Consider the following 12,838-nt stretch of genomic DNA (forward strand, 5'->3'; position numbering starts at 1 on the left):
AAGAGGGTATTGCACTACTTAACAGAAGAACCTAAGAAACACTTTGCCCATCTTCCAGATAGAGAGTTACTTCCTCTCTCTGCGCTTTTACCGCAAAAGGTAGCCTTTTCGCTGACCAGGGATTCAGCAAATGCACCGCCTCATCCAATGACACAAATTGGAACGTCTCCAACTCCTGCGCTTGCAAACGTATCTGCCCAAGGCTTTCTTCCCCTAACACCCCACCGAAAAAGACAAACTCCATGCCCTCTTCTCGCCTTGTTTGCTGCGCCTTATAGTCAACACACAACAGCCTTTCCACCGCTATCTCTAACCCTAATTCCTCCTTGATTTCTCGCATACAAGCCTGTCTTGGCGATTCCCCATCCTCCACTACTCCCCCTGGCAACAACCAGAATGGCCGGTATACCGGCTTCACAATCAAAATCTTCTGCGACGTATTGAAAAACAAAGCCCCAGCGGCCATCCGTTTCTTAGGAAAAGGTCCAGGCAAACTCATTTCACTCAGCCTCCGCGCTGGCGGCCCGCTGCGCCAGCCGCGTGTACCGCCGACAGGGACGGCGCTACGAAGCCACTGCCTGGCGCTGCTTCTGCCAGACCATAACGAAGCTGACGGGCCGATTGTGATACTGGCCCCACTTCGGCTTCTGCGCCAGCCATTCCTCGTCAATCAGCCCCTCGTGCATTTCAAGCAGCGACCAGCCTGACGCCAGAGCCGCTTGAACGTGATCGCTTATCAGGTGAACATATGTCTGAATCGTGGCTGGTTCACCCGATGCTCTGTTGAAATGGGTCGGGATGCCACTCATCAGGAAAAACGGGTGATAGCCGACGAGGACGAAATAGCCGCCGGTGCGCGCAATCCTGGCGCTCTCCTGATAGAGCGGACGCACATCTGGAAGGTGTTCATCTGCCAGGGAAATCGTCACCAGATCATACACCCTGGCTTGTAAAGGCGTCTCACGCACATCTCCCAGGAAAAGCTGCCGATACCCCCCTTTCGCTCTGGCTCCTTCCAGCATGGCAGGCGTCAGATCAACGCCATCGAGTGAGGCGACACCTTGCTGCTTGAGCCAGACCCCCGTTCGACCTGTGCCACAGGCCAGATCCGCCGCTTCCCGAAGCTGATCCCAGGCGACGGATCGGATTTTCGCCAGTAAACGCAGGTCCATAGCATCCAGCACACTATCTTCATAGGTGGCCGCCCATTCTCCATAGCCTTCCTGCACAGAGAGCGTGGGATAGTTGCGTGTATCGAACTGTGAAAAATCCATAGCCTGCTCTTCTCTTGCCGGTTCCCCTGCTGCTCTATCGTTTCCAAATAACCGTTCGGTCCACTCATCCGCGATGGCTTCCCCCGGCATTCTCTTCTGCCACCTGCCTGGGGCTGAAGGCAACTGCGTTGGTCGGGCGCACAATCAATTCGTGATAAATAACCCCCATCCGCTCAGGCGGATAGGGCATCTCATGCTCCAGCCACCACTGAATCAAGGCCAGCGTCGAAGCAACCAGGTGATAGGCCGCAATCTCCACTGGCACGACGGCCTCCGCCAGCGGAGTATTCTGGCGCAGCACGCTCTCTGTCCCTGCCTCGATGATACGCTGCACCAGGGTTGTCGAGCCTCTGCTGCTCAAGAGCACCCGACACACCTCGCTCTGCTGCTGCACATAGCGGAAAATTAAGGCTCCTACAGCGGCAGGGTCAGCATCAGGCGAGAGCGGCAGCAGCCCCATTAACTCCTCCAGCACCACCTCCAGCACATCCAGCAGCAGCGCATCTTTATCGTGATAATGCCGGAAAAATGTCGCGTAGCCCACATCGGCGCGGTCCGTAATGTCACGGATCGTCACTGCCTCATAACCCTTCTCCAGAGTAAGCGCAATCAACGCCTTTGCCAGTAAGTTCTGCGTGCGTTTGATTCGTCGGTCCTGTATTTCCATTTCTACTCTCAGCTTGCCGCTGTTTGCGGGCTTTTGTGTCTGCTCATCATACCATACCACCTTCCATCTTGCGGGCTGCTCTTGACTCAGCACTTCATTATGATATATAGTGTTTCATAATATATTTAGTATATAAAAATAGATAGTATGAATCATAAAATGACCACGCCAGCCAGCGCGGGGAAGGACCAGAACCATGAGCATATCAGCCGAACACATCAGCCAGCCTCCAGTCAAGAGAGATGAGGCCGCCGTCCGTTGTCCAATTGACCATGCAGCGTGGTCCCACCAGAAGACCGCCCGCGAAGTTGAGCCAACCAATACTCCCATCGAACGGGATGCCGATGGAGTCTGGCACGTGCGCGGCTACGAGGAGGTCAGGGCAATCTTGCGCAGCACCAATACAAAACAGGCTGGTTTTAAGGCAGAACTGCTGGGCCGCCTGCCCACCAGCATGAGCAACTCGCCCATCCTCTATCAAGAGGGCAAACCGCACCAGCTTCAGCGCAAGCAAACGGCGCGATTCTTCACCCCCAAAGCCGTCAGTTCCAACTACCGGCTTTTGATGGAGCGGCTGGCAGACCAGCGTATCGCTGAACTTCAGCGTGTCCAACGCGCCGACCTCAGCCGACTCAGCATGACGCTGGCGGTGCGTGTCGCCGCAGCAGTAGTTGGGTTGACCAGCAGCCGCCTGCCTGGGATGGATAAGCGGCTGAGCGCCTTTTTCGCTCGTGATATGCCTGCCTTCGCCTGGAACCTCCTGGCGCTCTTTCGATTGCTGCGTATCCAACTGAGCATAGCCGCCTTCTTCTATCTGGATGTGCAGCCAGCCATTCGGGCACGCAAGCGCCGCGCACGCGAAGATGTCATCTCCCATCTGATTGCCCAGGGCTATAGCAAGAGAGAGATTCTGACCGAGTGCATCACCTATGCTGCGGCTGGCATGGTAACAACGCGCGAGTTTATCAGCGTTGCCGCCTGGCATTTCCTCGAACAGCCGACGCTCCGCGCCCAATATCTGGCAGCCCCGGAAGCAGAGCGCCAGGAGATGCTTCAGGAAATCTTGCGCCTGGAGCCGGTAGTCGGGCATCTCTACCGCCGCGCCACCGCCGATCTCCATCTGGAAAGCAGTGGTTTGCCCATCACCATTCGGCAGGGCGAACTGATTGACGCGCATATCTACGCCGCCAATGCGGACGAAAGCGCGGTTGGAGCGCAGCCGCTGGCGCTCTTTCCAGGGCGAAAACTCCGCGCAGAACATATCTCCGCTGCTGTGATGGGCTTTGGCGATGGCCCCCATCGCTGCCCAGGATCGTTTATCGCCATTCAGGAAACGGACATCTTTTTGCGGCGGCTCCTGGCGCTAGACGGCCTGTTCATCGAGCGCGCTCCTTCCCTGCGTTGGAACGATATTGTGAGCGGCTACGAACTGCGCGACTTTCTGATCGCGCTGGCGTAATGCAGCCGGACAATGGTATCATGCTCTCGCACAGGTAGCGAAATACCAGTATCTGCTAGGGGGTGATGCCATGAGCAACGAATATGACGCCATTGTCCTTGGTTTGGGAGCGATGGGCAGCGCAGCCCTCTATCAACTTGCTCGCAAGGGCAAGAAGGTGCTGGGCCTGGACCAATATGCCCCACCGCACACGCTGGGGTCCACGCATGGCGACACGCGCATCACGCGCCAGGCCATCGGCGAAGGCGCAGAGTATGTGCCGCTGGTCTTGCGTTCCTATGAACTCTGGCGTGAAATCGAGCAGTTGAGCGGCCATGATCTGCTCACCATCACGGGCGGCCTTATCATGGCAAGCCAGAGGCGCCAGGAGTCTATGCACGGCTCTGAGAACTTTCTCAAGACCACCATTGCCGCCGCAGAGCAGTACAACATCGCGCATACCATATTGGAAACGGACCAGATTCGCCAGCGATTTCCGCAATTCCAGCTAGTGGGGGATGAACTGGGCTATTATGAAGTGAACGCCGGTTTCCTGCGCCCCGAACGCTGCATTCAGGCGCAGCTTGCGCTCGCTGAGCGTTTTGGCGCAGCCATCCAGACCGGAGAGCAGGCGCTGGAGTATCGGCCCGACGCAACTGACAGCCGTATAACCCTCAAAACCACGTACAACAGTTATACGGCTGAAAAGCTGGTTATCACTGCTGGCCCCTGGATTGGCAGCCTGCTCGAAGCCGCTTATGCCCGCTACTTCACCGTCTATCGGCAGGTGCTTTACTGGTTTGGCCTCAGAGGAGCTATCGAGCCATTTCTACCGGACCGCTTTCCTATCTTTATCTGGGAACGACCTCATGGCTTGCTCTATGGGTTTCCGGCCATTGACGGCCCGGCAGGCGGGGTCAAAGTGGCGACTGAGGACTATACGAAGTCAACCACCCCTGACATTGTAGCGCGCGCTGTCACCAGCCAGGAAAAGCGCGAGATATACGAGCGGCAGGTTGCCAGCAGCCTGCCCAACCTCAGCGATACCTGCGTCAAAGCGGTATCGTGCCTGTACACCGTCACGCCCGATGAACGCTTTGTGCTGGACACGCACCCGCAGCACCCCCAGGTCATCATCGCCTCCCCCTGTTCCGGGCATGGCTTCAAGCACTCAACGGCCATTGGCGAAGTGCTGGCCGAAATGGTAGTTGACGGCAAAAGCCGGATTGACATCAGCAGCTTTTCCCTTCGCCGATTCCTGCCAGCGGAGGTATGATGGGCGGCGCTTTTGCAGCCAGGAATGGCCGCAAAAGCGCGTCAAGCTGCTCCCACTCTTTCAGAAACGCATCGTGTCCATGCGGCGAACGAAGCTCTACATAGCGCGCTCGCCCGCCAGCGGCGGTAATCCCCGCCGCAAGGTCGCGCACCTGGCGAGCGGGATACAGCCAGTCGCTATCTATACCCACCGCCAGCACCTCTGCCTGAATGCGAGCGAAGGCGGCGGCGTCGGAGCCGCGCCCCGGTCCCTCAGCGGCGTCGTAGCGGTCCATCGCGCTGGAAAGATAGAGATAGCAGTTCGCGTCAAAGCGTCGCACCAGTTTCTCGCCCTGGTGCTGGAAATAGGTTTCGATGTCCAGGCGTGGGCCAAACGTCGGATAATTGCTGGGCCGCGTGGCAAGACGACGCCCAAAACGCTCCTCCAGCCCCTCAGCACTGGTATAGGTGAGTATGCCCAGCATACGCGCAATGTTCAGACCTGCTGCTGGCCCCGCGCCTGGCGGATAGTTCCCATCCTGCCAGGCCGCGTCACACAGAATAGCCTGCCGCGCAATCGTGTCAATCGCCAGCCCCTGCGCAGAAAGGCGTGGCGACGCAGCGATCACCATAGCGCGCTCCACCATCTCAGGGAACGCTATCGGCCACTCCAGTGCTTGTAGCCCTCCCAGCGAGCCGCCAGCAACCGCCGCCAGGCGCTTAACGCCCAACCGTTCGAGGAGCGCCTGCTGCGCCCGCACCATATCCCCAACGCTGACCAGCGGAAAGCGCAGGCGATATGGCTGCTTATCCAGAGGATGCGGGCTGGTTGGTCCGACGCTGCCGTAGCAGCTTCCCAGGACGTTAGAACAGACCACAAAAAATCTCGTCGTGTCAAAGACCCGTCCTGGGCCGATCAGCGGGTTCCACCAGCCCGCGCGTGGATCATCGGGCTGCTGAGTATCATAAGCATGAGCATCTCCCGTCAGCGCGTGGCAGACCAGGATAGCATTATCCCCTGCGGCATTGAGGCGCCCCCAGGTTTCATAGGCCAGTGTCACTGGAGCCAGAACCGTCCCATCGTCGAGCGCAAGATGGGCCAGTGTGATATGCCCCTTCTGCTGGAATCCCTCTGTCTTCATTGCGGATGGTTGCCAGGCTCCATCGGGCCGTATCCCCTCAGCTAATCTGGTTGACACTCTCCCGCTTAAAAGGCGGGAGATTCTTCCTTCATCCAGCCAACTTAGCAGACCGCAATCGCTTGCGCCCGCCAGCGGTTGTCTGTCCAGAAGCGTTACGCCGCTCCGAAGCGCGACCCGTTTCCGCCTGCCCGGCGGTACGGTTCAATGCTGCCACCATCACCAATGCAGCAGCCAAAATGTTCAGGGCAGCGTTCCAGTCCCGATCTAGTACCTACCTTCATCATCTTATCAGGCAGTAATTCTGAGAATAAGGCCCCCCGAGACGCATCCGCTTACGCCATCTCCCTGCTGACATATCCTCTCAAACAGCCAGTAATAGTCAGCAATTGGCTGCGATGGAAGATCCAGGATACTCGTGCGAGTCACATTAGTCCAGTTATCTATTTGGATGGGCAGAGCAGAAACCACCACTGGAGCAGCCTCCTCGACCTTATTTGGTAGCACCTGATTAGCGGTCTCAAAAGACGAGAAAGGACCGATCAGTTTCACGAAGAAAGTAATAAGCGCGTGCAATCCCGCTCCATCTGTAGTTGGCTGCCAGGTTACAATTATTTGATTTCCTGGCTGCAAGAGATAGTAGTTACTATCGGATGGTAGGGTTGCATTTGCTGGGGCATGGATATAGTTATAACCGTAAACGTGGCTGTAAGTTGGCTGTGAGTGAGGAATGGGAGAAGCACACCCGGGAAACAGCGTTACTAAGAGCAATCCTATTCCAAGCAAACCATTCCACTGTATTAGCGCTTTCTGCTTGACCACTCGCCGTTACCTTGCCCTTTCTTACAATCCCGAGAGCGAAAGCGCAGTCTTAATTGCTGCTACCGTCGTATGGCACAAATCCGAGAGCGCTTTCGCCCAGGAAGATTCGACTACTATGCCTGGCCGAAATCCTAGAGTCTGTTATGCACTTTTGCGCGGACTCGCTTTTCACCAAGCTTTGCAGCAACCATGTCAAACTGCGATCCATTGCTGTTAGCCCGGACGTGAACTGCCTTCGTAAAAGTGCATAACACGCTCTAGCACCAGGCCACAGGAAGGACAGATATGGGTCCGCATCGAGAGCGACTTTTTGACCCGTTCGCCACAGCTAGAGCAATCCTGTGTGGTGAAGCGCGCCGGGACCGCTACGACTAGCACGCCCGCAACCTGCCCATAGTAGCGCACGAGCGAGAGGAACAGCCCCCAACTGGCATCAGAGATACTTTTTGCCAGATGGTGATTCTTGACCAGATGGGCAATCTTGAGGTCTTCAAAAGCTACCAAGTCGCTAGACTGGATGAGCGCTCTCGCCGTCTTCACCGCGAAATCTTTACGCCGCCTGTGCACTCTCAGATACCCTTTTGCCAATCGTCGTATGGCCTTCTTGCGGTTCTTGGACCGCTTGATTTTGCGGGAGACGCGCCGATGCAAGCGCTTGAGTTTGGTTTCAGCCTTCCGCAGATACCCAGGGTTGGCAACGGTGGCCCCGTCGCTATCGGTATAGAAACTCTTCAGCCCAACATCAATGCCCGCCTGTTTGCTGGTAGGAACATGGGCTATCTTGCGTTCTGCCTGCACGGCAAACTGGACATAAGAGCCATCCGCCCGCTTGACCAGGCGAACCCGCTTGATTTGATTGCTGGGGAAGGTTTCAATGGAGCGTGTGCCAATCAACCGGAGCGTGCCAATGCCGTGTCCATCGGTGAAGGTGAGCCGCTTGCCATCCGGCTCCAACCGCCAGCCAGAGGTTTTGTACTCGACACTCCGGTTATCCTTCTGGAAACGGGGATAGCCCTTCTTGCCAGGCTTGTGCTTCTGGCAATTGTCGTAGAAGCGAGCAATGGATTGCCAGGCGCGTTCTGCGCTGGCTTGTCGGGCCATCGAATTGAGCCGGGCCACAAAGGGATACTCTTTTGCCAGTTGGGCGCTGTACTGATTCAGGACGTAGGCATTCGTGCCCCGCGTGTCCATCCACAGCCCAAGGGCCTTGTTGCGGATGAACTGCGTGGTACGGATGGCCTCGTCAATCGCGGACCGTTGAGCCTGGTTGGTCCTGAGCTTGTACTCCAGAATCAGCACGGATACCTCGCTTGCGGGCGGCCTCTCGAATCAACAGTTCCATCACTGCCGTTTGAGAAATCCCATCGGCTGCTGCCAGTCGCTCCAAAAGCACTCTGGCGTTCTCGGTTAAGCGAAAATGTGTAGACCGTTTCATGTACCTATTGTAGCACATGATGGGCCTCTATGTCAACCGCAGCAAGGGCGCTTCTATCCCCGGCTTAAAAGCGCGGGGTTTTACGCGCCCCTTCTATAAGCGTAGGACGTTGCTCTGCATTGTCTGCTGACTACCATATCTGATCCTGCTGCCTGCCGTCAAGAACAGTATCAGCAGCCTGGTTGCTTGATCGCGAAGAAAAAGAACTCAGCGAATAGTGTTAATTGCCACTCTCAGCCTGCTCCGCGCCATCACTATAGAGAAAGCAGTGCGTCCAATGTCCATTGCCCAGGTCAGTCCGTTTCGGGAAGCGTTCACGGCAGACGGGCATAGCATGCGGGCAGCGTGGATGAAAGCGACACCCGCCAGGCGGAGTCACCAGGCTAGGAATCTCGCCGCGCGCGGGCAGCGAGGCCAGGCCCTGCCCATCGGCATTCAGGCGATCAGGATCAGGCGCAGCCGAAAGTAGCAATTGCGTGTACGGGTGTTTTGGCTGCTGAGTAATTTCCTCGCTTGGCCCACCCTCCACCATCTGTCCGGCGTACATCACCAGCGTCTCTTCAGCAAAGTAGCGGGCGCTGGCAATATCATGGGTGATATAGAGCAGCGCCAGCCGTTCCTCCTCCTTCAGACGCAGCAGCAAATTAAGAATATCCAGCCGAATAGAAACGTCCAGCATCGAAACCGGCTCATCGGCTAACAGCACCTCCGGGCGAACTGCCAGAGCGCGCGCAATCGCTACTCGCTGGCGCTGTCCACCGCTCAATTGGTGCGGGTACTTGCGCAGAAACTGGTCGGCAGGGGTCAGGCTGACACGGTTGAGCAGCGCCAGCGCCTGCTCTGTCACCTGCGCCGAACTGCGCGCATGCCCATAGAGCCGCAGCGGGCGGCTCAGATGATAGCGCACATCATGCACCGGATTCAGCGAAGAAAAAGGGTCTTGAAAGATTAACTGAATATGACGCCGGTACGCGCGCAGATTGGCTCCCAGCCCCAATTTGACTGGCGCGCCCCGGAAATAGATGCTGCCAGCCGTCGGCTCATACAGGCGCGCCAGCATGCGCGCAATCGTCGTCTTGCCGCTCCCGCTTTCGCCGACCAGCGCCGTAGCACGGCCAGGAATCAGGGTAAATGAGGTATCCTCAACCGCATGGACCGCGCGCCGGGGTCCAAAAGGGTTCAAGCGCCGCAAGGGGAACCGCTTTTGTAAATGCCTCGCTTCCAGAACGGCTCCCGAAGGATGCTCTGCGTCAGAAGCCATCGTTGCTTGCTGAGAACCACTCATCGAACGACGCTCCCTTCTGCTCTGGCTTCATACCTCTCCGCGATAGCAGCAATAGTTGGCGGCTCGGCATTGAAGCGGGCGTCATAGAGATGGCAGGCAACCTGCTGCGTCGTTTCGGCAGACGCCTGCCGCAGCCCTGGCACAGTGGTGGCGCAGGCGCTAAAGGCGAACGGGCAGCGCGGATGAAAGGCGCAGCCGGGCGGCACAGCGCGTAAATCTGGCGGCGAGCCTGGAATCCCAAGCGCCTTGCGTCGCGGGCCATGCAGGCTGGGGAAAGAGTGAATCAAACCATAGCTATAGGGATGGCGTGCAGCCTGATACAGATCGCGCTGCGTGGCTTTCTCGACAATACGCCCCGCATACATTATGGCAATATGGTCGGCAAGCTCCAGCAGCAGCGAAAGATCATGCGTAATAAAGATCACCGAAAACTGCAATTGTTCGCGCAGGCGCATAATCTCCGCCAGAATCTCGCGCTGCACCACCACATCCAGCGCCGTCGTCGGCTCGTCCATAATAATGATTTCGGGCGAAAGCGCCAGCGCAATCGCAATTACCGCGCGCTGGCGCATCCCGCCGCTCAACTCATGCGGATAGCTGTTCAGCCGATCAGGCGCAATACCAACCAGCCGCAGCAGTTCGAGCGCGCGCTGCTTGCGCTCTTTGCCGTTCATACCTGGGCGATGCGTCTGCAACACATCCATAATTTGCGCGCCAATATTCATCACCGGATTCAGCGCGTTCATGGCGCTCTGAAAGACAATCGCCAGATCATTCCAACGAAAAGCCCGCAACTGCGCGGGCGAAAGCTGCAAGACATCAACAGGTTGCCCAGCAACGCCTGCGCTGAATGTTCTGGAAACGCGCGCGAGGTTCTCATCCACCCGGCGCCGTCCAGCGTCCGCCGCCGTAGGCGGATAGTAAAGAACTTCGCCGCCAGTGATGATCGCGGGCGGGTTCAAGAGCCGCGAGATAGCATAGGCCAGTGTTGATTTGCCGCTGCCGCTCTCGCCTGCCAGGCCCAGCACCTCACCGCGCTGCAACGTGAAACTTACGTCGTCCACCGCATGCACCGTACCGCTCGCCGCCTCATAATCCACGCTCAGGCGTTTCACCTCAAGGAGCGCCTGCTTCTGCCTACTCGTATCCATCGGCCACCGCCTTCTCTTTGGCTAGCTTGCTGGCGCTCTTCTTGGCGCTCTTTGCCGGGCGTTCGCGGCGCAAACGGGGGTCAGCAATCTCGTCTATCCCAAAGTTCAAGAGCGCCAGACCCGCTCCAAGCAGCGCAATGCACAGACCAGGGGGAACGAACCACCACCACGCCTCCAGAATTATTGCGCCTTGAGTATAGGCCCCGTACAGAATCGTTCCCCAACTCACTGTGAACGTATTACCGAAACCAAGAAACTCCAGGCCAGCCACCGCCAGGAGGACTTGAATCGTCGTGGTGACAAAGTTGGCAGCCACGATGGACAGTTGGTTCGGGAATATCTCCGCGAAAATGACGCGCCACGAACGCTCTCCACCAGCTTGCGCTGCTGTGACAAACTCTCGATTGCGCATCGAAAGCGTCTGCGCTCGGATCACGCGCGCCCCCCAGGGCCAGTTTGTCAGCGCAACCACCACAGCGATAGTCACTTCGGTTCTGGCGAAATATTGCGAGGCGACAATCGCCAGAGGCAGCGCGGGAATCACCAGGAAGACATTGGTAAGCACCGAAAGAATATCATCCGCCACACCCCCAAAATACCCGCCGACCAGCCCAATTGTGACCGATATAACTAATACCGCCAGTCCGGTCACAAACGACCAGAAGAGCGTGACACGGGTGCCAACGATCATCTGGATAAACACGTCCTGTCCCGCCTGGTTGGTCCCCAGCCAGTGTTCGAACGAGGGAGCAGCCACCAGATTGGTCGTATAGGCCAGGGGGTCTTGATGGACGAAGAGCAGCCCGAAGATCGCCACCATTACGAAGAACCCGATGATGCTACAGCCCACCATGACTTTCCGATTGAATGTCACCAGGCCCCAGAAGACAGAGAGCCAGGCCAGAATGCGCGAGAGAACAGCTTCCAGACGCTTCTTGCGCTGCTCCTGCGGAGAGCGAACAGCAGGCAGAGCATCATGCTCACCAATCGCTGTTGGTGAAAATTGCGAAGAAGGCGATTGGCTCACTCCCACTAGCTCCTTTCCTGGCGCACACGCGGATCAAGCACAGCATAGAGCAGATCAGCAATGAGGTTCATAACAACAGTTGCCACAATCACCAGCAGGAGGATTCCCTGTGTCAGAGCAAAGTCGTCGTTTTGGATGCCTTGAAACAGGGAAAAGCCGATGCCAGGATACGAAAAGATCGCTTCGACGAACAGTTGCCCACCGATCACCCCTCCCAGCGCCAGCGCAAAGCCAGTCACACTGGGCAAAATCGCGTTCCGCGCCGCATAAGCGAACATCACGCGGCGCGAGGTGAGGCCCTTCGCCTTTGCCATCGTGACATAATCTTCAAAAAGCGTCGTAATCATGGTATTCCGCATCGTCAGCATCCACCCTGCAATGGTCGAGATCACGATGGTGAACGCGGGCAGAATAGCATGGTAGGCCGCGTCCAGAATAAAATCAAGGTTCCAACCAGGAGTTACTCTCGAAGCATCATAGCCTTGCCCCAGGACAGGAAACCAGCCCAGGACAAAGGAGAAAAAATAGAACACGACGAAGGCCAACCAGGGATAGAGCAGCGAGTAGAAAAAGGTCATCAGCGCAGAAAGCGCCGTATCGAACGCCGAGCCGCGCCGCCAGGCCATCACGATGCCGATGAGCGTGCCGAGCGCAAAACTGATCAACACGCTGACCGTCAAGAGCACCAGTGTCCACCTGATATTCTGGTTGATAATATCTGCCACTGTAGTGGGGAAAAACGTGGTCGAAATCCCTAAATTCCCATGAAGCAGATTATTCAGATACTTGAAGTATTGCACCCATAACGGGTCAGTCGTATCCACCCCAAACTCAATTTTCAGCGCGTTCAAGAGATTGGGGTTCACCGAACCATGCTGCGAAAGGCGAAAAAAGAGCGCCGAGGCCGGGTCGCCTGGCGCGAGGCGAGGCAGAAAAAAATTGAGGGTAATGGCTGCCCAGACCGCCAGAAGATAAATGCTCAGGCGACGGATCAAGTGGCGCATAGGGGTTCTCCTTGTGCAGATAAGCGCCTGCTATCTACATCGTTTGGGTGATACCACATCTGGCTCTGCGCCATCATAACACAGGTATAAAGGGTCCGATCAAGAGCGCGACGCCCCATTGGTTCTACCAAAAAGCGGGGGCCACCTGTAGCGCCGCCTTCCAGGCGGCCACCGCTTCGCCAGGGCGAGCGTTCGCCCTCCAGGCCACGGCGCCAGCAGGCCACCGTTGGCCGCCGAGACGGCGGCGCTACCAGCGGCAACCCCCGATCATTGGTGGAACCGCGCCCCATTGGTTAACGCTGAGGGGACGACCTCGCGGCCATCCCCCCAGGCCGAGGAAGG

11 protein-coding genes are annotated in these 12,838 nt (G+C 57.3%); 2 read left to right on the top strand and 9 right to left on the bottom strand.

Features of this window, described 5'->3' with window-relative positions:
* Positions 1-31 precede the first annotated feature (31 nt).
* From VH599_12280 to VH599_12290, 3 genes are all read right to left on the bottom strand, one after another.
* Positions 32-499, bottom strand: coding sequence for an NUDIX hydrolase (locus tag VH599_12280; GenBank protein HEY7349081.1), 468 nt, complete (start codon positions 497-499; stop codon positions 32-34).
* A 64-nt stretch (positions 500-563) separates the two neighbouring features.
* A complete protein-coding gene (locus VH599_12285; GenBank protein ID HEY7349082.1) occupies positions 564-1,274 on the bottom strand; it encodes a class I SAM-dependent methyltransferase in 711 nt (236 codons plus the stop codon).
* A 64-nt stretch (positions 1,275-1,338) separates the two neighbouring features.
* Positions 1,339-1,941 carry a TetR/AcrR family transcriptional regulator gene (locus VH599_12290; protein ID HEY7349083.1) on the bottom strand — a complete coding sequence of 201 codons (603 nt, stop codon included), beginning with the start codon at positions 1,939-1,941 and terminating at the stop codon, positions 1,339-1,341.
* 196 nt (positions 1,942-2,137) lie between these two features.
* Here VH599_12290 and VH599_12295 point away from each other — a divergent pair, with 196 nt between their 5' ends.
* Both VH599_12295 and solA read left to right on the top strand, forming a co-directional pair.
* Complete coding sequence (locus VH599_12295) at positions 2,138-3,400, top strand: cytochrome P450 (protein HEY7349084.1); 1,263 nt, start codon at positions 2,138-2,140, stop codon at positions 3,398-3,400.
* Positions 3,401-3,470: 70 nt separating this feature from the next.
* Complete coding sequence (solA, locus tag VH599_12300; protein ID HEY7349085.1) at positions 3,471-4,655, top strand: N-methyl-L-tryptophan oxidase; 1,185 nt, start codon at positions 3,471-3,473, stop codon at positions 4,653-4,655.
* Here the strand turns inward: solA and VH599_12305 are convergent.
* The 6 genes from VH599_12305 to VH599_12330 form a co-directional block, all read right to left on the bottom strand.
* Positions 4,612-5,775 carry a homoserine O-acetyltransferase gene (locus VH599_12305; GenBank protein ID HEY7349086.1) on the bottom strand — a complete coding sequence of 388 codons (1,164 nt, stop codon included), beginning with the start codon at positions 5,773-5,775 and terminating at the stop codon, positions 4,612-4,614. The two genes, solA and VH599_12305, sit on opposite strands and share 44 nt — an antisense overlap.
* 1,032 nt (positions 5,776-6,807) lie before the next feature.
* Complete coding sequence (locus VH599_12310) at positions 6,808-7,893, bottom strand: transposase (GenBank protein ID HEY7349087.1); 1,086 nt, start codon at positions 7,891-7,893, stop codon at positions 6,808-6,810.
* 356 nt (positions 7,894-8,249) lie between these two features.
* A complete protein-coding gene (locus VH599_12315) occupies positions 8,250-9,314 on the bottom strand; it encodes an ABC transporter ATP-binding protein (GenBank protein ID HEY7349088.1) in 1,065 nt (354 codons plus the stop codon).
* Positions 9,311-10,465 carry an ABC transporter ATP-binding protein gene (locus tag VH599_12320; protein HEY7349089.1) on the bottom strand — a complete coding sequence of 385 codons (1,155 nt, stop codon included), beginning with the start codon at positions 10,463-10,465 and terminating at the stop codon, positions 9,311-9,313. Before VH599_12320 ends, VH599_12315 begins: the two co-directional genes overlap by 4 nt.
* The gene (locus tag VH599_12325; GenBank protein ID HEY7349090.1) at positions 10,452-11,492 is read right to left on the bottom strand and encodes an ABC transporter permease; all 1,041 of its coding nucleotides are present in this window, start codon (positions 11,490-11,492) and stop codon (positions 10,452-10,454) included. Before VH599_12325 ends, VH599_12320 begins: the two co-directional genes overlap by 14 nt.
* Before the next feature lie 5 nt (positions 11,493-11,497).
* Positions 11,498-12,496, bottom strand: a complete 999-nt coding sequence (locus VH599_12330; GenBank protein HEY7349091.1) for an ABC transporter permease — start codon at positions 12,494-12,496, stop codon at positions 11,498-11,500.
* Positions 12,497-12,838: the final 342 nt, after the last annotated feature.

It is taken from the genome of Ktedonobacterales bacterium (assembly GCA_036557285.1).
Taxonomy (GTDB): Bacteria; Chloroflexota; Ktedonobacteria; order Ktedonobacterales; family DATBGS01; genus DATBHW01.

Bases quoted from the DNA above. Each gene is read 5' to 3' on its own strand.
- solA (HEY7349085.1), top strand. From the start codon at position 3,471: ATGAGCAACGAATATGACGCCATTGTCCTTGGTTTGGGAGCGATGGGC.
- VH599_12315 (HEY7349088.1), bottom strand. From the start codon at position 9,314: ATGAGTGGTTCTCAGCAAGCAACGATGGCTTCTGACGCAGAGCATCCT.
- VH599_12295 (HEY7349084.1), top strand. From the start codon at position 2,138: ATGAGCATATCAGCCGAACACATCAGCCAGCCTCCAGTCAAGAGAGAT.
- VH599_12285 (HEY7349082.1), bottom strand. From the start codon at position 1,274: ATGGATTTTTCACAGTTCGATACACGCAACTATCCCACGCTCTCTGTG.
- VH599_12330 (HEY7349091.1), bottom strand. From the start codon at position 12,496: ATGCGCCACTTGATCCGTCGCCTGAGCATTTATCTTCTGGCGGTCTGG.
- VH599_12320 (HEY7349089.1), bottom strand. From the start codon at position 10,465: ATGGATACGAGTAGGCAGAAGCAGGCGCTCCTTGAGGTGAAACGCCTG.
- VH599_12290 (HEY7349083.1), bottom strand. From the start codon at position 1,941: ATGGAAATACAGGACCGACGAATCAAACGCACGCAGAACTTACTGGCA.
- VH599_12305 (HEY7349086.1), bottom strand. From the start codon at position 5,775: ATGAAGACAGAGGGATTCCAGCAGAAGGGGCATATCACACTGGCCCAT.
- VH599_12280 (HEY7349081.1), bottom strand. From the start codon at position 499: ATGAGTTTGCCTGGACCTTTTCCTAAGAAACGGATGGCCGCTGGGGCT.